This is a genomic window from Stenotrophomonas sp. Ps181 (genome assembly GCF_025697425.1).
GTDB lineage: Bacteria > Pseudomonadota > Gammaproteobacteria > Xanthomonadales > Xanthomonadaceae > Stenotrophomonas > Stenotrophomonas sepilia.
In genome coordinates this window covers 221,202-242,277 of sequence record NZ_JAHWBI010000003.1, presented here as the reverse complement: position 1 = coordinate 242,277, position 21,076 = coordinate 221,202, and the positions used below count along the sequence as shown (strand labels likewise).

Sequence of the window (21,076 nt, the reverse complement as noted above, 5' to 3'; positions counted from 1 at the left end):
TGTGCTCGACTTGCGGCGTCCAGGCCGCGCCTTTCAACAGAAAGCGGGCTCCGGCGCATCGCCGGAGCCCCCGGCGGTTCACTTTTCCTGCAGGAACGTCAGCAGGTCCTGGTTGACCCTGTCCTTGTGGGTATCGGTCAGGCCGTGCGGCGCACCCGGGTAGACAATCAGCTTTGCGCCCTTGATGAGCTTTGCCGACTGGCGGCCTGAGATATCGATCGGCACGATCTGATCGTCGTCACCGTGGATCACCAGGGTAGGAACATCGAACTTCTTCAGGTCGGCGCGGAAATCGGTGGCCGAGAACGCGCCGATCGAATCGTAGGTGTTCTTGTGGCCGCCCTGCATGCCCTGCGCCCACCACGCATCGATCAGCCCCTGCGACACCTTCGCGCCCGGGCGGTTGAAGCCATAGAACGGGCCCGACGGAATGTCGCGATACAGCTGCGCGCGGTTCTCCATCTGTGCCTTGCGGATGCCATCGAACACTTCGATCGGCAGGCCGTTCGGGTTGTCGGCGGTCTTCAGCATGAACGGCGGCACCGAGCTGATCAGCACGGCCTTCTTCACCCGTCCAGTGCCGTGCCGGCCGATGTAGCGCGCCACTTCGCCGCCACCGGTGGAGAAGCCCACCAAGGTCACATCGTGCAGGTCCAGCGTATTGATCACCGTGGCCAGGTCATCGGCGTAGTGATCCATGTCGTTGCCGTCCCACGGCTGGCTGGAACGGCCGTGGCCGCGACGGTCATGCGCGATGACGCGGTAGCCGTGGTTGGCCAGGAAGATCATCTGCGACTCCCAGCTGTCCGAGTTCAACGGCCAGCCGTGACTGAAGGTCACCACCGGGCCGTCTTTCGGGCCCCAGTCCTTGTAGTACAGCTGCACGCCATCGGCGGTGGTGATGTAGCTGGCGGTGCGCGCGATGGCGGTGACCGGAGCCGGCTTGGCCGGTTCGGCGGCCTGCGCGGACAGGCCGGCCTGGACCGAGAGGGCGAGGGTGGCAATAGCCAGGGAGCGGGCGAAGGTGTTCATGCGGGAACTCTCATGGGTGGGTGGTGAGACGTACTTTGCGCCTGCAATCAGGCGTCCGGGTGATGAACTGTCCGAATTTCTTGATAGATCGTCTTGCACGGATGTGCGCGTACGAATCGCTCGCGATCGCCTGTTGACAAGGTAGAACGCTCGTTCCACCTTGCAGTCATGAGCAAGGTCACCACCGACACGCAACAGAAGATCCTGGCCACGGCCGAGGCGCTGATCTACCAGAACGGGATCCACGCCACGGGCATGGACCTGCTGGTGAAGACCTCGGGAGTGGCGCGGAAGAGCATTTACCGCCACTTCGAGAACAAGGACGACGTGGCCGCTGCTGCGCTGAGGGCGCGCGATGCGCGCTGGCTGGCCTGGTTCCGGCAGGAGTGCGACAAGGCCGACACCCCGGAAGCACGCATCCTCGGCATGTTCACCGTGCTCAATAACTGGTTCCAGTCCGAGGGCTATCGCGGGTGTGCGTTCATCAACACCGCAGGCGAGGTCGGCGACCCGGCCGATCCGATCCGGCAGATCGCGCGTGATCACAAGCAGAAGCTGCTCGATTACACATTGGAACTTACCGGACAACTGGATGTGGAGCAGCCGGCGATACTGGCCCGTCAGCTGCTGGTCCTGATGGAAGGCGCCATCACCCTGTCGCGCGTGATGGGTGATTACGGTGCCGCAGACACCGCGAAGGATGTCGCGAAGCTGTTGTTGGAACAGGCCAAGCGTTAGCGCCTGAGTACGCCAGATCCTTTGAAGCAACCCGTATATCCATTTCGATTGGAGGTCTCCCCGTGTCCGCTGAACAGCCCCGTCCGCCGCTTCCTCCGTTCACCCTTGAATCGGCCACGCAGAAGGTGCGCCTTGCCGAGGATGGCTGGAATTCCCGCGATGCCGACAAGGTGTCGCTTGCCTATTCGCTCGACACCCAGTGGCGTAACCGCGCCGAGTTCACCAACGGCCGGGAAGAGGCCCGGCAGTTCCTGGCACGCAAATGGAACAAGGAGCTCGAGTACCGCCTGATCAAGGAGCTCTGGGCCTTTACCGAAAACCGCATTGCTGTCAGGTATGCCTACGAATGGCACGACGACTCCGGCAACTGGTTCCGTTCCTATGGCAACGAAAACTGGGAATTCGGAGAGGACGGCCTGATGCAGCATCGCTTCTCGTGCATCAACGACATGCCGATCAAGGAGAGCGACCGCAAGTTCCATTGGCCGCTGGGGCGTCGCCCGGATGATCACCCGGGGTTGTCGGCGCTGGGTATGTGATTCCCGCTGAGGCGCCATCCGAAGCGTGCTCAGGTACGATGGGGCGGCCGGCATCTGCGCCGGCCGGGGCAGGGGATGCAATGGACATGCAGGCAGGGGGCGAATTCGATCCGTCGGCGAAGACCGATTCTCAGGAACTGGGATTGATGATCCTATTTAAGAGAGCCGGTCTTCTCTTGTGCCTGGCGGGCGCAGGGTTGGTTAATGCGCAGGTGCCGCCTCAACCGGACAGGCCGAAAGTTGAGCTTGACGGGTCGATCGCAACGGATGGTGGCGCGGAGCTTGATGACAAGCAGCTACGCACGCTGGTCGGGCGCGCAGATGCAGGCGATGCTGATGCGGCGTTTCGACTTTCGCGCCACTTTGAGGGCAAAGGCGTGGCCGGCAACTCCCATATGTGGCTTGCCTATGCCGCAGCGCTGGGGCACCCGATTGCACAGTACAACGTGTTCTTCATGTTGAGGGACAAACAGGGCTGTGAGTCATCCAGTGAGGCATACGCATGGCTCAAGAGTGCCGCGCTGAAGGGAGTGAAGGCCGCGCATTCCGAACTTGAGCAGGCGGCTCGCATGGCGTCTCTGCGATGTGCCAGCAAGCGAGAGGAAGAGAGAAGCCATCTACCTGCGAGTGAAGCGAGCGTGGCAACTCAGTCAAGCCCGCCGTAGTTGGCCTGCAGGCTGGGAATGAGTCCGGGTGTCCTTGAAAGAGCTCGATGCAGTCGATTTCTTCGGACCTACTACAACACGTTCTTCTAGGCACGCAGGCTGACTGCCTTGGTCGGGCCGTACATTTCGCCGACTTCACAGATCTGTACCCCGCAGATGGGCATAGTGGCCCTTCGGTAGTGTGAGCGCGTCCATCCAGCCACGGGATTTTCCCGAACGCCAGGAGGTCACTGTGCCAAGTTGTGATGAAGGAATGAAGTTGACGCGTCGCCAGGTGATCGCCGGCGGCGTCTCGACCGTGGCAATGTCCGCCGCACCGGGGGCGTCATCGCTCGCCGCCGAACTGGCGACGCCCCCGCCGCCCAGGCCGCCGGTCATCAGCACGGTGGCCTTCACCGTCAACGGCAAGCGGCGGGAGCTTGAACTCGACACCCGGACCACGCTGCTCGATGCCCTGCGCGAACATCTGAAGCTGACCGGAACCAAGAAGGGCTGCGATCACGGTCAATGCGGTGCCTGTACCGTGCTGGTCAACGGTGAGCGCATCAATGCCTGCCTCAGCCTGGCGGTGCAGCACCAGGGCGATGCCATCACCACCATCGAAGGGCTCGGAACCCCCGATGACCTGCATCCGATGCAGGCCGCCTTCATCAAGCATGACGGCTACCAGTGCGGGTACTGCACGCCGGGGCAGATCTGCTCGGCGGTGGCGGTACTGGACGAGATCAAGCGGGGTGTCCCCAGCCATGTACAGGCGGACGTCAGCGCACGGCCCCGGGCCACCAACATGGAGATGCGCGAACGCATGAGCGGCAACCTCTGCCGCTGCGGTGCCTATTCCAACATTGCCGAGGCAATGGAAGAGGTCGCTGGCGTGACCTCTGCAGGGAGGCGATCATGAGGGCCTTCAGTTACGAACGCGCCAAATCCCCGGCCGAGGCCGCCAAGGCCGTCGCCGGTACCGAGGGCGCGAAGTTCCTGGCCGGAGGGACCAACCTGCTCGACCTGATGAAGCTTGAGGTCGAGACGCCAGCGCACCTGGTCGATGTGCAGGACATCGGCCTGGACAGGATCGAACCCACCGACGAGGGCGGCCTGCGCATCGGCACGCTGGTCACCAATACCGCGCTGGCCTCGCATGAGCGCGTGCGCCGCGACTACGCGGTGCTGACCCGCGCGATCGTGGCAGGCGCCTCCGGGCAGCTGCGCAACAAGGCCACCACCGGCGGCAACCTGCTGCAGCGCACGCGCTGCCCGTATTTCTACGATCCCCATCTGCCCTGCAACAAGCGCCTGCCCGGATCAGGCTGCGGCGCACTCGAGGGGTTCTCCCGGCAGATGGGCGTGATCGGCACATCGGACAGCTGCATCGCCACCTATCCGGGCGACATGGCGGTGGCCCTGCGGGTGCTGGACGCCTCGATCCAGACCGTCAGCGGTGACGGCAGTACGCGCAGCATCCCGATTGCCGATTTCCATCGTTCCCCCGGCGACAGGCCGCAGCAGGACAACGTGCTGCAGCGCGGTGAGCTGATCACCCACGTCACGCTGCCGGCACCCCTGGGCGGTCGGCACATGTACCACAAGGTACGTGACCGCGCGTCCTATGCGTTCGCACTGGTGTCGGTCGCCGCGGTCGTGCAGCGAGACGGCTCGGCGCGGTTCGCCTTCGGTGGAGTTGCGCCGAAGCCGTGGCGCGTCGAGGCAGCCGAACCCCTGCTGCGCCACGGCGTAAAGGCCGCGACCCGGCAGGTGTTCGCCGGCGCCCGTCCGACGCCGGAGAACGCGTTCAAGATCGCGCTCGCCGAGCGCACCCTCGCAGCGGTGCTGGTGGAAGGAGAGCGCTGATGCCCCTTGAATTCAACGCCCCCGCCGGCGACAACCTGTTCGACAAGGCCAAGGTCGTCGGCAAGTCGACGCCGCGCATCGACGGTCCACGCAAGACCACCGGCACCGCTCCCTATGCCTACGAGCGCCACGACGTGGCGCCGAACCAGGCCTACGGCTACATCGTCGGTGCGGGCATCGGCAAGGGGCGCATCATTTCGATGGATGCCTCCCGCGCACGTGCCGCGCCCGGCGTACTGGCGGTCATCACCGCACCGGAAACCAAGCCGGTCGGCAAATCGAACTGGAACAATGCGCCGCTGTTCGGCGGACCCGAAGTGGCCCACTACCACCAGGCCATCGCCTGCGTGGTGGCAGAGACCTTCGAGCAGGCCCGCGCCGCCGCGGCGCTGATCCGCACCCGCTACGAGCGCAGCAAGGGCCGCTTCGATTTCCCGGCCCTGGCACCGTCCGCACCGCTGGCAAAGGGCCGTGACGGCAAGCCCGACCGGCAGGCGTTGGGCGATTTCGACACCGCCTACGCGGGCGCCGCGGTCAAGCTCGACGAGACCTATCACACCTCCGACGAAAGTCATTCGATGATGGAGCCGCACGCCACCATCGCCGCCTGGGAGGGTGACACGCTCACGCTGTGGACGGCGAACCAGATGATCGACTGGGCCAGGCAGGGCATGGCGGCGATCCTCGGCATCGATCCTGCCAAGGTACGCGTGGACTCGCCCTATGTCGGCGGCGGCTTCGGCGGCAAGCTGTTCATCCGTGCCGACGCGGTGCTGGCCGCGTTGGCCGCCAAGCAGGTCGGGCGGCCGGTGAAGATCGCGCTGCAACGCCCGTTGATGCCCAACAACACCACGCACCGGCACGCCACCCTCCAGCGCGTGCGGATCGGCTGCGGAAAGGATGGCCGGATCTCCGCCATCGCCCATGAGAACTGGTCGGGCAACATCAACGGCGAGGATGGCGAGAACGGCACCCTGCAGACGCCCAAGCTCTATGCAGGCGCCAACCGCCTGGTGGCCAACTACATCGCCACGCTCGACATGCCCGAAGGCAATGCGATGCGCGCACCGGGCGAAGCACCGGGCCACATGGCGCTGGAAGTGGCGATGGACGAAATGGCCGAGAAGCTGGGTCTCGACCCGATCGCGTTCCGCATCCTCAACGAGCCCGAGGTCGTGCCCGGCGATCCGTCCAAGAAGTTCTCCGACCGCAACCTGGTGCGCTGCCTGCGCGAAGGCGCGGAGCGCTTCAGCTGGAACAAGCGCAACGCCAGGCCGGCGCAGGTCAGGGAAGGGCATTGGCTGGTCGGCATGGGCGTGTCCGCGGGCTATCGCGGCGCACCGACGATGAAGTCGGCGGCGCGGGTCCGGCTTGACGGCCAGGGCGGGGTGATTGTCGAGACCGACATGACCGACATCGGCACCGGCTCCTACACAATCATCGCGCAGACGGCAGCCGAGACCATGGGCGTGCCGCTGGAACGGGTCCAGGTGACCCTCGGCGACTCCCGTCATCCCGCCTCCGCTGGTTCCGGCGGTCAGTGGGGCGCGGCAAGCTCCACCGCAGGCGTGTACGCGGCGTGCGTCAGCCTGCGCCGCAAGGTGGGCGAGAAACTGGGCTTCGACGGCGACACCGCAGACTTCGCCAATGGCCGCATCCAGGCGGGTGGGCGGACGATCAAGCTGGCGGAGGCGGGGACACTGTCGGCGGAGGACGGCATTGCCTTCGGCGACTTCAAGCAAGGCTACGACGTCGGCACCTATGCAGGGCATTTCTGCGAGGTTGCCGTGCATGCCTACACGGGAGAGACGCGCATCCGCCGCATGCTTGCCGTATGCGATGGCGGCCGGATTCTCAATCCGCTCTCCGCACGCAGCCAGGTCATCGGCGGGATGGTGATGGGTGCGGGCGCGACCCTGATGGAGGAGCTGGTGGTCGACAAACGGCTTGGCTTGTTCATCAACCATGACCTGGCCGGCTACGAGGTTCCCGTGCACGCCGACATTCCGTACCAGGAAGTGGTCTTCCTCGACACGCTGGATCCGGTGATCTCGCCAATGAAGGCCAAGGGCGTGGGTGAACTGGGCATCTGCGGGGTCGGCGCCGCGATCGCCAATGCGGTCTACAACGCAACCGGCGTGCGCGTGCGCAACTATCCCATTACCCTGGACAAGCTGCTGCCCGGCTTGCCCGACGTGGGCTGACCCTTGCGCATGGACCGACCCGCAGCCTCGCCCACTCTGGAGGCCTCCGCCGCAGGCGGAGGGGAGCCCGGCGATCTTGCCGAGCACCTGTCGGCAGCGCCGGGCTTCCTCGCCGAAGGCAGCCCGCGCGGCGTACTCGAGACGGCCTTGACGCGCGTGCGCGCGGGGGAGCACGCCGTGCTCGCGCTGGTGCTGGAAACCGATGGGTCCACTTACGCCGGTGCCGGCGACATGGTGCTGTTCTGCAACGGCAGCCAGGTCGGCTGGCTGAGCGGCGGGTGCCTGGAGCCCGAGCTCGCGCGACGCGCGGAGCAGGTGAGCGCGGCAGGGCGGGTCGACTGGATCGAGATCGACACCCGCAGTGACGACGACCTGTTGAGTGGGTCTGCGCTCGGGTGCCGCGGCCGGCTGCGGATTGCGCTCCTGCCATTGCGTGCCATGGTCGGCATCGACGACGTCATCGAGGCTTGGTTGCGCGAGGGTGTGTCACTCCAGCGCGACCTTCGCACGTCGGGCCAGGTCATTTTCCGTGCAGGCCATCACGAGCAGGCGTGGCAGCTGCATCCGCTGGAGGGTACGCAGCCCTTTGGCGAGGGCGAATGGCATTTGCCGTTGCCCCGGCTTCCGCGGGCCCTGGTGTTGGGCGGCGGTCCGGAAACGCCCTTCCTGGTTCCGTTGCTGCGGGGCCTGGGGTGGCGGGTCAGCGTGGCCGAACGGCGAGCGCGCTGGGCCTCAGCCGGGCAGTGCGCAGATGCGCATCTTCAGACCAGCCCGGCCGAGGCCCTTCATGGCGACCGGTGCGACGCGGCACTGGTGATGCATCACGATTTCGAACTGGACCGGGAGGCGCTGGTGGCCCTGGCTGATACCAAAGTCGCGTTCATTGGACTGCTGGGTCCGCGGCGAAGGCGCGAGGACCTGTTCAAGCTGCTGACACCGGATCAGCGCCACCGCCTTTCCCCGAGACTTCGATCACCGGTCGGCCTGGACATCGGCGGCCGAGGGCCAGAGGCGATTTCGCTCAGCATCGCCGCGCAACTGCAGCAATGGCGAAGCGCGCACGGCAGGTGACTGGCGCGCATGCGGTCGTCGTGCTGGCTGCCGGCGGGAGCACCCGACTTGGCCAGCCCAAGCAGCTTCTGACCCGGCAGGGCGAAACCCTGGTACATCGCGTGGTGCGGTTGGCGCGGGAGCTCGCGCCAGCGCAGGTACTGGTCGTGGTCGGCGCGAACGCACAGGCCGTGACATCCAGCATTGCCGGGCTGGATGCTACCCCGGTAACCAACCACCACTGGGAACGCGGCCTGGCGAGCAGCCTGCAGGTTGCCGGCGCGCACCTGCTGCCCACGGTGACCGCGGTGATGGTCGTGGCATGCGACCAGCCCGCGATCGAGCGCTCCCATCTGCAGGCGCTGCTTTCGGGTGCCCGCGCCGCAGCGTCAACGTGCGCGGGCACCCGCCACGGAAATGCGCTTGGCGTTCCCGCAGTAGTGCCGCGCGCCTGGTTCACGCCCGTCCGTGCAGCCGGTGACCGCGGCTTCGGAGCGCGCCTGCGGCAACTTCCTGTCGATACGGTGCATGTCCTACAGGCACCGGAACTCGGCCTGGATATCGATACACCAGAGGATCTTGCGCGTGCGCGCGATGCGGGCTGGATCGATGCCGGGAGGTGACCCGCATGGTCATTGGGCCAATGCCTGTCGCGCAGGTGACGAGCGGCAGGGCTGGAGCTCGAACCCTCGCAGGCCCGCAGCCCTGTAGAGTCGAGCCACGCTCGACTACGGCACGCCACATCGCGCCCCATCAGGCACATCACCAGCAAGAATCTGCAGCACCCGATCCAACAGAACAGGCTCCGGCACGTCAGCCAGTACCTGCTCCAGGTAATCCAACGGCTCCAACTGCCATTGGAGGAGCGCCCGCAACCGCACAACGGCGGGCGCCCGCTGCTCCGCGTCCAGTGAGGCCCACAGCAGCAGATGGTGCGGGCGCCTCTCCAGCCACAGCACGGGTATGCCTCGGCAATGAACCTGGAACTCGGCATCTCGATGCTGCTCAACGAACTGGAAGCCCTGTCGTGGCCGATCCTCCACGAACTGCATGGCTTGGCGGCGCAACTGCAGAAAGCGATCGCCGGGGATGCTGTGGAATCCGATAGGCGAGGGCTTGGGCGGTGCCAGCCACTGCGTCTGTGCCGCAACCACCACCACAAGACAGAGCGCGTTGGCCGCCCAGCGGCAGCACGCCACTCAGCCCTCCGGATGCAGTCGGGTACTGGCGTGTGCGGCAAGGCCGATTCCGGCCATGATCAGGCCCTCCATGACGCGCGGGCCAACGTACTGCTCAAGTTCACCGTTCTCGCGGGCGCGCTGCGCGGCCAGCAGGATCTCCAGCACCACGCGAAGGCCGGCCAAGGAGCAATCGGTATCCGCCAGGGCGATGCGTCGGCCGGGCATCTGATGGCGTTCCGGCCAGGGCTGGCCATCGGAGGCGGCGCCCGAGCCGATGCTGTGCAGCAGGGCGATGAGCGTGTTCGGGTCCAGTGCAGGGCCGTTGGCGGGCGCGTCGTGGATCGGGTGCGGGGCAGGGGAGTGGGGCTGGGTCATGGCTGGGCTCCTTGCGTGCAGGCAGAAGCCGCCACCGATAGATAAAGGTGGCGGACGATGCGTGGCTCGAAACCCGGTGTTCGCTGAACCGGCAGGCACAAGGCCTCCACGCACCGCCCGCCATAGCCGGCCGACGGATTGCCAGCCGGCACCACACAGGGTGATGCCGGCTGGCAAGCGTTTACTTCAGCGAACTACCGGGGTTTCGAATCCCGGCCACCTGTTTTCGGTGGCACGCAAAGAAATACGCCCGGTTGTGCGCGATGCCAATGCAGTAAGGCCGATGCCGACACCACTTTCAACATTTTCAGAATCGTTGCATACGGCGCAATGAGGCTGGAGCGTTGCGCTGCAATGCTATCGACTATGTCGATGGTGCACGCCGGACGAGTGTCGGCATCCGCCCGGCGAGGCTGTGAGCAAGGCAAATGCGACAGGCCTGTCCAGCATTCCCCAGCGTCAGTAGCCCTTCAGTGCAGCCCTGGTCCGCTCCAACCACGCGCGCGTGCTCGTCCCTGCGAGTCCAGGCACTTCAGGGTCGAGAGATGGGCCGCCAGCAATGCGCTGCCGATTGCGCGTGACGCGTCACGTTAATAGGCGGGGTCTGCGAAGCAAAGCGCTGCATGTCACCAAGCGGCAGGGCGGATCATTAGCACAATGCCCCTTGGTGCCTCATGGACGCATCAGCAGGGCTATCCACCGCGGCGTAGCTGACGCTCCAATCCCCGCGTCCAGCCGCCCCTGCCGACCACCATCTGGGCGTGCCAGGACAGGTCAGTCGTTGCCCGCCACAGGCGAACAAATCTATGCGACAATGCATCTAGTCCGCCTAGCGGCGATCTTCTAACGTTATAAATCAATGATTTGGTGTTCTAATGGGCGAATTGAGCGGAATTAAGGCTGATCTAGCCCAGGTGGTGAGGCTCGCCTTGGCCGAGCAAACGGAGGATGTCCGCATGTTTGCCGCGCGGCTCGTGCGCAAGTATCGCGGCAGCGAACCTGATCTGGCAGAGCAGGTGGATCTTTTCCTCCGCACCAAACCCAGGAGCGCGGGCACACCGCTGCGCAAGGCCGCCGCGCCAGCCCTACCGCAACAGCCACTACCGGTGGACGATGAGTCACGCCTGTCGCTGCTGAAGGTATTCAAAGACCCCCCCCATCGGGAGGCCCCTCTGCTGTCAGCCGCGCTGGATGAATCGCTGGGACAGCTGATCCAGGAACGCAAGCAGTCTGCCCGCCTGGCCGCCCAAGGGCTGACGCCAACGCGCTCCGCCATTTTTGTTGGCCCACCCGGCGTGGGAAAGACCCTGACCGCGCGATGGCTGGCGTCTCAGCTGGAAGTGCCGCTCTATGTACTCGACTTGACCGCCGTCATGAGCAGCCTGCTGGGAAAGAGCGGCAGCAATCTTCGCGCCGCATTGGACTTTGCCAAGCGAAGCCCCTGTGTGCTGCTGCTCGATGAAATTGATGCAATTGCCAAGCGACGCAGCGACGACGCCGATGTGGGCGAACTCAAGCGTCTGGTGACCGTGATCTTGCAGGAAGTCGACGAGTGGCCTGCCACCGGCGTACTAGTGGCCGCCACCAATCATCCCGAGCTGATTGATCCGGCTCTGTGGAGACGCTTTGACCTGGTGATTGAGTTCAAGATGCCCGATATCTCCGCCGTCAAGGACGCGACCGCGCGATTTCTTGGTCCGGACTACGCACTGTTTGGCCGCTGGATCGATGTCCTGTCCTTCCTATTCCACGGCCAGTCGTTCAGCGATATCGAGCGCGAGATCCATCGACTCAGAAAGGCCGTGGTCTTGGGAACCGCATCCGATGCCGATCTCATCGAAGATTTCATCCGGACACGCATTCTGTCACTGGATCGCCAAGGACGGATTGACGTGGCCGTGTTGTTGGCCCAACAGACCCGCCTGTCCCAGCACAGCATTTCCGATATCACCGGCGTGAGCCGGGACACCATCCGCAAGTACACCGCAGACAACCGGATCGTCACTCCAAGAATCAAGAGGAAGCGTGAGGCATGAGCCAGACCAATTTCCTGATAGGGCGTGGTGAGTTGCTGACCCACGAGATCAAGGGCCCCAAGCGCGGCATGGATAAGGCCGAGGTGTACACCTTGCAGCAGGCCCGGCAGAGGCTGCTGCCGCAGATGTCATCGGTGGCACGCGCCCTGGATGATCTGCCCAGCGCGGCGTGCCCAGGCGATCTGGGCGTGGCCCGTTTGGCCCTCAATCCCAGTTACATTGCGCGCTCTTTCTATCCTGCAGCGCTGTTGCGCGCGGCAGGCCTTGAGTCGGTGGGTAGCCGAGCGGTGAAGCTCACGCCACAAGCCTGGTCGAAAAAGGGTCAGCCGCGAGAATCGACCACGACCGAATTGTTTGTTGTCGGTCGACGCCAGGCATTTCGTCAGTTCAACGAACTGGCTATGCACGTGGAGGAGGGGTCCAGTGAAGCAAAGGACCTCTCGCACATAGAGCGGATCGCCTCATTTGATGCCCGCGATCGCATTGTCGCTATCGGGACCGGTACGCAGCGCGTCTTTGAGGTCGGTGTCCATCTGCTCCCCGACGACAATGACCACTTCGTACAACGGGCTTTTGCCGCGTACGCGGCCGAGATCGACGTCAAGGCATATACCGAGCTCGCCTTTCGAGCCGGAAACCTGTGGTTCCTCCCGGTTGAGGGCGCGCCTAATAGCATCCAGCGACTGGCCGAGTTTGCCTTTGTTCGCATCGTGCGCCCCATGCCAAAGCTACGGGGTGTACGCCCGATGCAGCGCTCGGCCGGAGTGACCATTCCATGCAGCTTGCCGACCGAGCCCCCGCTGTCGGCGGAGCCCAAAGTCGCCATTCTCGATGGCGGCTTGCCTGACCCGCACTGCATCGCGCCCTGGCTGGGGAGCTATCGCGTTCTGGATGAACACGCCGAGGACGACGCGGAAGGGGTGGAGCACGGCCTTGGCGTCACCTCTGCCTTTCTGTTCGGCCCGATCACGCCCAATGAGGCGGCAGCTCGCCCGTACTCATACGTCGACCACCTGCGCGTCCTCGACCGTGAGACGGAGCGGGAAGATCCTCTCGAGCTCTATCGCACCTTGGGATTTGTCGAAGAAGTACTTCTGTCACGGCAGTATCAATTCATCAATCTGAGCCTCGGCCCGGACCTCCCTATCGACGACACGGACGTGCACGCCTGGACCTCGGTGATCGATGACCTGCTCAGTGATGGCGACACCCTGATGACGGTCGCCGCGGGGAACAACGGCGAGATGGATCGTGCGGTGGGGAATGCGCGCGTCCAGGTGCCCGCCGACGCGGTCAATGCGCTGGCGGTGGGGGCCGCCAACAACACAGACGATACGTGGGGGAGGGCGGCTTACAGTGCCATCGGACCTGGCCGTAGCCCGGGCGTCGTCAAGCCAGATCTGCTGGCGTTCGGCGGCGATGCCGGCAACTCGAAGTACTTCCACGTGCTGGCACAGGGGGCAAAACCGACGCTTGCTCCGCAGTTGGGCACCAGCTTTGCCTCGCCATTTCTGTTGCGCAATGCCGTGGGGGTGCGATCCATTCTCGGCGCGGAACTCTCACCTTTGGCGATCAAGGCGCTGCTTGTGCACGCCGCGCGTGAGTCCACGCACGACAAGGCGGAAGTAGGTTGGGGTAAAGTGCCTGAAGACCTGATGGAGGTCATTACCTGTCCCTCCGGCGTCGCACGCGTGGTATATCAAGGGGAGCTGAAACCCGGCAAGTACCTGCGTGCATCGCTACCTCTTCCCGCTGGCGGAATTACCGGGAACATTCGCCTGAAGGCGACATTCTGCTACGCCTCACCCACCGATCCGCAGGACGCTGTCGCCTACACGCGCGCAGGCCTGGAAGTGGTGTTTCGCCCCAGCGACAAGAAGATCAAGGACGGAAAAGTCAACGCGGACACCAAGGGCTTCTTCGACATGAAGAAGTACGCCACGGAAGAAGAGCGCCGCTCAGATCAAGGAAAATGGGAGACCGTACTGCACGGCACCAAGAAAATGCGTGGCAGGAGCCTTGAAAACCCGGTCTTCGACATTCACTACAACGCGCGGGAAGCCGGTGCGCCGACTACGAGCGCCAAGAAGATTCGTTACGCACTGATCATCACCGTCGAAGCCCCTAAGCACGCCGATCTGTACAACGATGTTCTTCGTGCGTACGCAAAAATGCTGGTCCCACTGCAGCCAAAGGTAACGCTGCCAGTCCGTGTCTGAACTGCGCAAAAGGCATACCGACCCTGGGGCCGGGCGATCGAGTTTCCCGGTGCAACCACATCGCCACGGCGTGCCCCACCCACATCGCGAACATGGAGGACTGAAAAAAATGAAGCCTGCCCATCCCGGCGCAGGACGCGCCGGGGACATGATCATGCTGATCATGTTCACCATGCTATTTCCACTGATGGCTAACCTGCACGCGCACCTGTCCAGCACGAACTGTCAGTTGCTGGCTGGTGTACTGCTTGGCGGCCTTGCTGCCCTCAGCAAGGCCTTGCTCTACGACGGCTACCGACGCTGGCGCACGCATGGGTTCGCTCACCTCGAACGGACCAGGTCCCTGCGGGTACTGGTGACGACCTTGGTCTATCCGGCCCTGGGCGGGCTGACCATCGTGATCTGGCTCGTCGGCAACACCGAACCCAACCTTGGCGCGGCCTACGGCCTCGGCGCACTGATAGGCAGCAGCGTGATGGGCTGGCGTGCGATGGCAACACTCACCCGAAAGCGTCAACTGAATCATTGATGATGCCTGCCACTATCATCGAATGGATAGTAAGCGTGGCGGCTGCAGGCGGCGGCGCGGGCTTCATAGCTTTTCAGCTGTTCAAAAAGTTGGGCGAGAGTTGGCTGGATGACAGGTTCAAGAGCCGGTTTGAGGATCTGGCCACATACAGAACAAAGAAATAGAACGCTTGCGCAACGAGTTGACCAAGTCGTTTGATCGCGCCAGCAAGTTGCACCAACGTGAGTTCGAAGTCCTCCCGATGGTCTGGGATGAGGTTCATGAGGCGTTCTGGACGACCGCCTCGTCCGTCTCGCCGCTACAGCTCCATCCCGACTTGAATCGAATGGAGGAATCGCAACTACAAGCGTTTCTGGACAAGTGTATTCTAGACGAGTGGCAGAAGAACAACATTCGCAAATCGACTGACAAAACCACGCAGCTCCGAAACTACGCGTTCTGGAGCCAGTTGAATCATGCTCAGTGCGCCCGCCAATCAGCATTGAACAAGATCAGCCGACACGCCATTTTCCTTGATGAAGCTATGAGGGACGATCTCTTTAATATACTCGCTCGACTGAACGGCGCGCTGATAGAGCACGAGGCCAATCAGGAAGTTCCGATGCTTCGCCGCTCTGAGCGACTGGATAAAGACATATCGTGGGTGCGCGGGGAAGGGCTGGCTGACATGGAAAGCGTTGAGGCAAGAATTCGAGGTCGACTCTGGAGTGCTGGCATCGAGGCGATGGATTGAGCACACTTGTTGTAACGGACCTTTCAGAATTCCTCGCATGCTCATTTTCTGGTTACCTCGGAGAGGCGGGGCGGCAGCATAGCAATTGGACTTAGTGCTGCGGCGACATTGACGGTTTTTGAATCTTAGTATCTTCGAACGCCACATCAAGGAGCAACCGATGATTCGATTAATATCATTTGAATTTGTTCTGAAATGGATGCCCAATGGCGGGACGGCAGTCCTAATTCGCAGCTGGCTCGTCACCTTGTGGCTCTACGTGTTGGCTATATCACTGAAATCGAGAGTTGAACCCGGTGCGACTTGGCAATTTGATCTCAACACACTTCGCGCACTTGTCTCAGACACCATCCCGTGGATCGGTGCGATCTTCGCTGGTGTATACGTTGCGCTCTATTCACGATTTGCCTCGCAATGGAGCTATTTGGCGAACCTCTACAATCAGATTCTGCAAGCTGCAGTGCAAAGCCCGCCCCAAGGTATTTCGAGCGAACAGGTCTATCGGCTGTGGCAGGCCGGATTTATCGAAGACGCAGAAGAGCTGCACCTGGCACGCAAACCGATGTTTGCGTCAGTAATTGCTAGCATGCTTGCGAAACATGAGACACGTGAGAAATTCGTGGAGCACGCACCTGGGGGCGAGATGCGACTGACCAAGCTTGAGGACCAAATCCGCGAAGCACTAGAGTCCTCAATCAAGAAAAGGGGCCTCAAGGTGTCCGATCTGACCATGCCCACTGCGACAACGTCCGCCGCTAATTCCAGATGACCAATCTCCATGGGTGAGTTTCCGCGGCAGAAGAGGCGGGTTTTCTTGAACACGGCCAGTTGTCCGCGGCAATTACGGAGCCGACAAAGGCCCAGACTCGACGGATACGCGATTTCGCATAATGTATATTATGTTATCATGGGGTCTGCCCAGCCGAACCCCAACCAATCCAGTCCTGGCCGCATGCTGCTCACCTTCAAGTAACCCTCCCAGCGCCCGCAGAACCAGGCTCCACGGCGCCAACCTTCTCACCCCGCATGCAGGCCCGCCGGTGTAGGCTCGGCGCACCACTTAAGGACGGGTTTGGCGATGCGCCTGGCTGATTTTATCGAACGGAATGCGCGGGAAATCCTCGAAGACGCGGTGGCATTCGCCGAAACGCAGGCGCCCGATACCGTCGAGTTCAGCGCAAAGCAACTTCGGAATCATCTCCCCCAGATTCTTCAGGCGGTCGTAGACGATCTCAGATCGCCGCAGACAGACTCCCAGCAGCTCGCAAAGTCCCACGGGCTTGCACCGTTGAAACCCGGCCCCGAGTCCGCCGCGTCCTATCATGGCCGAACCCGTGCCATCGCTGGCTTTGGCCTCAACCAGATGGTGGCTGAGTATCGAGCGCTTCGGGCTTCGGTACTTCGGCGATGGGCATCCGACCAGCAGCTGGCCACTTCATCGATCGATGACATCCTTCGTTTCAATGAGGCCATCGAACAGGCGGTGGCCGAATCCCTTGCTCAGTTCTCTGCCGAGGTCGAATCCTGGCGGCAGATCTTCCTGGCAGCGCTCGGGCATGATCTCCGAGGTCCTTTGGCAGCGGTCATGTTCTCGGCGGACACTCTGGCCAGTGGGCTGCAGGACCCAGCTTTGGCCAAGCAGGCCGAGCGGATCATCAACGGCAGCATGCGCATGAACAAGCTGCTGGACGACCTGCTGGCTTACAGTCGCAGCAAGCTGGGCGATGGGATGGCCATTCATCCGGTGGACTGCGATCTTGCGCAATCGCTTGGCGAGGAAGTCGAATTGCTTCGCGCTGCCCTGCCCCACGTCCCCATCACGTATGAGGTTGAAGGCGATGCCCGCGGTTGCTTCGATGCTTCTTCATTGCGCGAGGCAGTTCACAACCTCACGACCAACGCTGCAAAATACGGCGAACACGGCACCGATGTGCGGATCAGCCTTGAGGGCCTCGTTGACCAGATCATGATCACGGTGAGCAACACCGGGGCCGAACTGCCGGACGAAGCGTTCAACAGTCGTTCGATCCCTTGCGCCGAGGCTCGCACAACGCGTCACAGGGGGAACACGCGAGCCTTGGCCTCGGCCTGTTCCTGGTGCGGGAAATCTGCCACGCGCACCGCGGCACTGTCCATGGACGATGGCGGGATGGCCGCACCTCATTCGTCATTACGCTCCCGAAGAGTGCTGATTGAGGCGACCGACCCGGCGACGGCACTACAGGAACCTGTGCATCACGAAGACATCGACCAACCCGCGCTGGCCATGCCGGAAGGCCTCTGGCAGCCTTCCAACCACCGCAAACCCCAGCTTCCGGTACAGCGCCACCGCCGGGCCGTTGGTGCTGACCACGTAATTGAACTGCATGGCCAGGAACCCTTCCGCCCTCGCCCGCTCCAGGCTGTGTTCCACCAGAGCCCGGCCCACACCTTGCCCTTGTGCCGGCGCATCCACCACATACGTGGCGCTGGCCACATGCGCCCCGAGGTCAGGGAAATTCGGGCCCATCTTGTACATGCCCACCACCCGGCCCTCCAGCACAGCTACATGAGGTGCCTGGGCCTGGAACCAATGCGCGCGAAACGTCTCGACAGCGAAAGAGCCAGCAAAGGGCAGCGCATCCTGCGTCGCAATGGCTTGCTTGAACATGCCCCACATCGCGTCGAAATCGCCTGCACGGGCGGGCCGGATCTCCATGCGTCTCCTGCAGATCTGTGGTCGTGACCAGGCTGGACACTACCAGAATCCGGCACCTGCCCCGTAGCTGCTTCACGCGCCCCCGCCATCGGCTCCGCAATAGTTGTGGGAATTCCGGCCCTCAGAGCAGTAGATGCCTCCTGTTTCCGTGCACATCCCGCACCGGCTTCGACGGTGGCGCTTCCCTGCCTGCGTCCTGCTGGGCATCTACCTGCTGTACCTGCTGGCCGGCAACATCTTCCTCAATACCCCACTGTTCGATCAGGTCACCAACCGCAAGCCGCACAAGTTCGTGATGACCACCGGCCCGGCCATCACGCTGCTGCCCGGCCATGTCATCGCCTGGAACGTGCACATGCGCGGCCACGTGAATCACACGGTCTACGTGCTGCATGCTGAGCGCGCCAGCGCCCGGTTGGCGGTGCTGCCCCTGTTCCAGCGCGAGGTGCGGGTTCCGCGCTTGCAGGCGACGGGGGTTTCGGCCGAGATCAGCCGCGTCGACGAAGCCATCCCGCCACCGCCGCGCAGCGATCGCGGCTGGACGCTCCGTTTCGACGCCATCCACAGCGACAGCATCCGCAGCGCACGCTTTGGCAAGCTGCTGATCATTGGCAAGGGCCACGGCACGGTAGGCTTCCTCAAGCAGCTGCGCGGCGGACCGTCGGAGCTCTTCGAATCCGAGGTGGCGTTCAGCGATGCCGACACCAGTTTTGACGGCGTGCAGCTGTTGGGCGACATGGATCTCACCGCGCGCTTCAGCTATCCGCGCCACTATCGCGACCAGGCGCCCGGTCTGGCCAGGTTGAAGCTGCTGCATGCCCAGCTCGAGGTCGATGCCCGCAGCCAGGGCCTGCGCATGGACACCAATGCCACAACGCCGAAGATTTCCAGCGCACCAGTGCCTGGACGGCTGCAGGCGGCACTCCACCTGATCGATGGCCAACTGCAGCCCGGCGACCACGCGCTGTGGCAGTTGCCGCTCTATCTGGGCGATGGCGCCCCCGATCGCGGCATGCTTGCGCTGCAACTCAATTCGGCCAAGGACCTGCGCCTGCAGGCCCGCTTGCCGCCAAAGTCCGGTACAGGCAGCGAGGTGGATGCCGATCTGCATATCAGTGGCCGGGACATTCCCTTCCAACAGCCCGCACAGCTGCTGGAACGCAGCTCTGGCACAGTACGCGGCGAATGGACGTTCACTTCGCTCAACTGGATCCCTGCCCTGTTCGTTCGCAAGCCGTGGCTGCAGCTGGACGGCGGCGGCACGCTGAAAGCGGATCTGCGCGTGCGCAACGGCGAACTGATCGAAGGCAGCACCGTGGACATTCCTGCGGCCGAAGCCGTGGCCGAGGTGGCGGGTGTGCGCCTGGCGGGCACGGCCAGTGCGCACGGCGAACTGAAGGCCGGCACGCCCAGCCAGGCGCGGCTGGCCGTCCGCTTGCCCCGCTTCACTGCGCGACCAACCGATGCCAAGGACGTGCGCCTGTTCGACGGCCGGGATCTGGCCCTCGACCTGACCGGCGACGGCCGCCTGCAGGAACTACGCAAAGGCGTCCGCGCGCAGCTGCGTTTCAGCCAGGCCACCATCCCTGATCTGACCGCCTACAACCGCTACCTGGGCTCGCCCCAGGTGCGACTGCTCCGTGGCACCGGCACCGTAAGTGGTGATGCGACCCTCGATACCGACGGGCGCGTCGGGCATGGCACTGCCCGGCTGTTGGGGCGCAACGCCAGTGCAAAGGTGGCAGGGCTGGACATGGGCGGCGATATCGACGTGAACGCAACACTGCGCCGGGGAGACTTCAACCAGCGTCATTTCGATCTGTCCGGCACCACGGTCGAGCTGCGCAACGTGCAGGTGGCGGGCACGCAGGGCTCGACGGCATGGAAAGGCCGCGTGGCCTTCAAGCGTGGGCGCATCGATGCGCAGTCGCCGTTCCAGGTGGATGCCATCACGGACCTCGATCTCAGCGATGCGCGACCGTTGCTTGCACTGTTCGCAGAGCGTACCGACTACCCGCGCTGGACCCTGTCGCTGCTGGATTCCGGCCAGGTGCAGGCACAGGCGACGCTGCGCTGGCGCCCTGGCCACCTGGTCATCGATGGACTGCAGGCCGAGAACGATCGCCTTTCGGTACGCGCGCGGCTGGATCTGCTCGACCAGCGCAAGCGCGGTGATCTCTACCTGCGCTGGGGGCTGCTGGGTGCGGGCATCGAGCTGGACGGTGACCAGCGCCAATGGCACCTGGCGAAGGCAAGGGAGTGGTTTGACCAGCGACCTTCCCTGTTGCCAGCGAGCCAGGGAGCCGGTGCCGTCGGCTCTTCAGACTGAAGGCCGGTAGCCTGCATCCATTCGCTGCCCCTGTGCGTAGACAGGCAGCACAGGTATCAAGGAGCTGCACGGTATGAAGCGGAGTTCACAGGTTTCCGGGCTTCTGGGATGGGTGGCAATCACCTTCGTTGCGGCCACCCTGGGGGCGTGGGCGTCCACGTCCGCGGCAAGCTTCTACGCCACCCTCACGCTTCCGGCATGGGCGCCACCGGCCAGCGTCTTTGGTCCGGTGTGGACGCTGCTCTACGCGATGATGGCGGTTGCCGCGTGGCTGGTCTGGCGCGAACGCGGTTGGCGCGACGCTCGGCCCGCGCTGCTGCTCTATCTGGTGCAGCTGGCCGTCAACGCGCTGTGGAGCTGGCTGTTCTTCGGCTGGAAGCTGGGCGCGCTTGCCTTCGCCGACATTCTTGTATTGATCGTGTTGGTGTGCGCGACGATCGTCAGGTTCGCGCGCATCCGCCGGGTTGCGGCGGTCCTGCTGCTTCCTTACCTTGCCTGGATTTCATTCGCCTCGGCGCTCAACTTCGCCGTCTGGCGGGCCAATCCCGGGCTGCTGTGACAAGGCTCCCTGCCGCTCAGGCCTGGGCCACGGCCTGCGGGCGCCAGGTTCGCAGCAGGGCCGGCTTGAACGCCTGCTGCCCGCAACCGGTGGGGCATCGCACCACCCGCGCCGCAGTATGGCTGACCAGGCCCTGCCCTTCTTCTGCCTTGAAGATCGTCTCGCAGGAAAGGCAGCGCGCCACCAGCGAGTACAGGTGCAGCAACCGGCCACTGGCAGGATCCTGCAGTGCATCCACATCCAGCAGTTCAAACTGGCAGCTGTCAGCGAGCATGCGGTACTGGGGCGAGGATGCGGTCTGCAGGTTCACGGGCGTGGCATCGGTTGGAGGTGCAGTCACC

At 63.6% G+C, this 21,076-nt stretch carries 20 protein-coding genes and 1 pseudogene; 16 read left to right on the top strand and 5 right to left on the bottom strand.

Annotation, left to right across the window (positions count from 1 at the left end; genetic code table 11):
* Positions 1 to 78: 78 nt before the first annotated feature.
* Entirely contained in the window at positions 79 to 1,032 is a 954-nt protein-coding gene (locus KXV01_RS08040; RefSeq protein WP_099485454.1) for an alpha/beta hydrolase, read from the bottom strand.
* Positions 1,033 to 1,200: 168 nt separating this feature from the next.
* On the opposite strand from KXV01_RS08040, the gene KXV01_RS08035 reads away from it, so the two are divergent.
* The 8 genes from KXV01_RS08035 (at position 1,201) to KXV01_RS08000 (ending at position 8,699) form a co-directional block, all read left to right on the top strand.
* Positions 1,201 to 1,770 (top strand): TetR family transcriptional regulator, encoded by a 570-nt coding sequence (locus tag KXV01_RS08035; protein WP_111097097.1) that lies wholly within the window; start codon positions 1,201 to 1,203, stop codon positions 1,768 to 1,770.
* Between the two features lie 62 nt (positions 1,771 to 1,832).
* Positions 1,833 to 2,309 carry a nuclear transport factor 2 family protein gene (locus KXV01_RS08030; protein ID WP_263467663.1) on the top strand — a complete coding sequence of 159 codons (477 nt, stop codon included), beginning with the start codon at positions 1,833 to 1,835 and terminating at the stop codon, positions 2,307 to 2,309.
* 80 nt (positions 2,310 to 2,389) lie between these two features.
* Positions 2,390 to 2,974, top strand: coding sequence for a hypothetical protein (locus tag KXV01_RS08025; RefSeq protein WP_263467662.1), 585 nt, complete (start codon positions 2,390 to 2,392; stop codon positions 2,972 to 2,974).
* 253 nt (positions 2,975 to 3,227) lie between these two features.
* A complete protein-coding gene (gene paoA / locus KXV01_RS08020; RefSeq protein WP_263467749.1) occupies positions 3,228 to 3,875 on the top strand; it encodes an aldehyde dehydrogenase iron-sulfur subunit PaoA in 648 nt (215 codons plus the stop codon).
* Positions 3,872 to 4,822, top strand: coding sequence for a xanthine dehydrogenase family protein subunit M (locus KXV01_RS08015; protein ID WP_263467661.1), 951 nt, complete (start codon positions 3,872 to 3,874; stop codon positions 4,820 to 4,822). Before paoA ends, KXV01_RS08015 begins: the two co-directional genes overlap by 4 nt.
* Entirely contained in the window at positions 4,822 to 7,026 is a 2,205-nt protein-coding gene (gene paoC / locus KXV01_RS08010; RefSeq protein WP_263467660.1) for an aldehyde oxidoreductase molybdenum-binding subunit PaoC, read from the top strand. Before KXV01_RS08015 ends, paoC begins: the two co-directional genes overlap by 1 nt.
* A 9-nt stretch (positions 7,027 to 7,035) precedes the next feature.
* Positions 7,036 to 8,097, top strand: a complete 1,062-nt coding sequence (locus KXV01_RS08005; RefSeq protein ID WP_263467659.1) for an XdhC/CoxI family protein — start codon at positions 7,036 to 7,038, stop codon at positions 8,095 to 8,097.
* Complete coding sequence (locus KXV01_RS08000; RefSeq protein WP_263467658.1) at positions 8,073 to 8,699, top strand: nucleotidyltransferase family protein; 627 nt, start codon at positions 8,073 to 8,075, stop codon at positions 8,697 to 8,699. The genes KXV01_RS08005 and KXV01_RS08000 overlap by 25 nt, the downstream gene beginning before the upstream one ends.
* 105 nt (positions 8,700 to 8,804) lie before the next feature.
* Here the strand turns inward: KXV01_RS08000 and KXV01_RS07995 are convergent, their stop codons facing one another.
* On the bottom strand, positions 8,805 to 9,275 hold the full coding sequence (locus KXV01_RS07995) for a hypothetical protein (RefSeq protein WP_263467657.1): 471 nt from the start codon (positions 9,273 to 9,275) through the stop codon (positions 8,805 to 8,807).
* Positions 9,276 to 9,632 carry a hypothetical protein gene (locus KXV01_RS07990; RefSeq protein WP_049439588.1) on the bottom strand — a complete coding sequence of 119 codons (357 nt, stop codon included), beginning with the start codon at positions 9,630 to 9,632 and terminating at the stop codon, positions 9,276 to 9,278.
* An 875-nt stretch (positions 9,633 to 10,507) separates the two neighbouring features.
* Between KXV01_RS07990 and KXV01_RS07985 the strand changes: the two genes are divergently transcribed.
* The 6 genes and pseudogenes from KXV01_RS07985 to KXV01_RS07960 form a co-directional block, all read left to right on the top strand.
* Positions 10,508 to 11,668 carry an AAA family ATPase gene (locus tag KXV01_RS07985; RefSeq protein ID WP_049439590.1) on the top strand — a complete coding sequence of 387 codons (1,161 nt, stop codon included), beginning with the start codon at positions 10,508 to 10,510 and terminating at the stop codon, positions 11,666 to 11,668.
* Positions 11,665 to 13,887: a S8 family peptidase gene (locus tag KXV01_RS07980; protein WP_049439592.1), complete on the top strand. Its 2,223-nt coding sequence runs from the start codon at positions 11,665 to 11,667 to the stop codon at positions 13,885 to 13,887. The genes KXV01_RS07985 and KXV01_RS07980 overlap by 4 nt, the downstream gene beginning before the upstream one ends.
* A gap of 148 nt (positions 13,888 to 14,035) precedes the next feature.
* The gene (locus tag KXV01_RS07975) at positions 14,036 to 14,416 is read left to right on the top strand and encodes a hypothetical protein (RefSeq protein WP_049439594.1); all 381 of its coding nucleotides are present in this window, start codon (positions 14,036 to 14,038) and stop codon (positions 14,414 to 14,416) included.
* Between the two features lie 169 nt (positions 14,417 to 14,585).
* Positions 14,586 to 15,149, top strand: coding sequence for a hypothetical protein (locus tag KXV01_RS07970; RefSeq protein WP_049439596.1), 564 nt, complete (start codon positions 14,586 to 14,588; stop codon positions 15,147 to 15,149).
* A gap of 160 nt (positions 15,150 to 15,309) precedes the next feature.
* Positions 15,310 to 15,918, top strand: coding sequence for a hypothetical protein (locus KXV01_RS07965; RefSeq protein WP_049439598.1), 609 nt, complete (start codon positions 15,310 to 15,312; stop codon positions 15,916 to 15,918).
* Between the two features lie 309 nt (positions 15,919 to 16,227).
* A pseudogene (locus KXV01_RS07960) lies at positions 16,228 to 17,106 on the top strand (sensor histidine kinase); the annotation flags it as partial.
* A 261-nt stretch (positions 17,107 to 17,367) separates the two neighbouring features.
* Here the strand turns inward: KXV01_RS07960 and KXV01_RS07955 are convergent.
* Positions 17,368 to 17,799: a GNAT family N-acetyltransferase gene (locus tag KXV01_RS07955; protein ID WP_258390916.1), complete on the bottom strand. Its 432-nt coding sequence runs from the start codon at positions 17,797 to 17,799 to the stop codon at positions 17,368 to 17,370.
* 181 nt (positions 17,800 to 17,980) lie between these two features.
* Here KXV01_RS07955 and KXV01_RS07950 point away from each other — a divergent pair, with 181 nt between their 5' ends.
* Together KXV01_RS07950 and KXV01_RS07945 are read left to right on the top strand one after the other, a co-directional pair.
* Complete coding sequence (locus tag KXV01_RS07950; protein WP_049439607.1) at positions 17,981 to 20,176, top strand: hypothetical protein; 2,196 nt, start codon at positions 17,981 to 17,983, stop codon at positions 20,174 to 20,176.
* Between the two features lie 73 nt (positions 20,177 to 20,249).
* Entirely contained in the window at positions 20,250 to 20,735 is a 486-nt protein-coding gene (locus tag KXV01_RS07945; protein ID WP_049414768.1) for a TspO/MBR family protein, read from the top strand.
* A 16-nt stretch (positions 20,736 to 20,751) separates the two neighbouring features.
* On the opposite strand, the gene KXV01_RS07940 is transcribed toward KXV01_RS07945, so the two are convergent.
* Positions 20,752 to 21,045 carry a hypothetical protein gene (locus KXV01_RS07940; RefSeq protein ID WP_049439610.1) on the bottom strand — a complete coding sequence of 98 codons (294 nt, stop codon included), beginning with the start codon at positions 21,043 to 21,045 and terminating at the stop codon, positions 20,752 to 20,754.
* Positions 21,046 to 21,076 lie beyond the last annotated feature (31 nt).